This is a genomic window from Herbaspirillum sp. C7C2, assembly GCF_022627865.1.
GTDB lineage: Bacteria > Pseudomonadota > Gammaproteobacteria > Burkholderiales > Burkholderiaceae_D > Herbaspirillum > Herbaspirillum frisingense.
This window is the reverse complement of sequence record NZ_JABXGI010000088.1, coordinates 1-256: the sequence shown is the minus strand read 5'-3', so window position 1 is coordinate 256 and position 256 is coordinate 1. Positions and strand designations below refer to the sequence as shown.

Genomic DNA, 256 nt, shown 5'->3' with positions numbered 1-256 from the left:
ACCATGACCATCGCACTCACCGGCGCGACCGGCAAGATCGGCGGCGCCGTGGCGCGCGCCCTGGCGGACGGCGGTGTGCCGTTCCGGATGATCGTGCGGGACGCCTCCCGGGCGCCGGATCTCCCCGGAGCCGAGGTCGCGATCGCGTCGTTCGGCGATGCCGAGGCGAGCCGCGCGGCGCTCGAGGGAGTCGACCTGCTGCTCATGGTCTCCGGCGCCGAGGCGGTGGACCGTCTCGCCCAGCACCGCTCGTTCG

At 74.6% G+C, this 256-nt stretch carries 1 protein-coding gene; it reads left to right on the top strand.

Annotated elements, in window-relative coordinates:
- The coding region (locus tag HWE04_RS24350; protein WP_241813941.1) for an NAD(P)H-binding protein at positions 1 to 256 on the top strand (256 nt) is incomplete at both ends.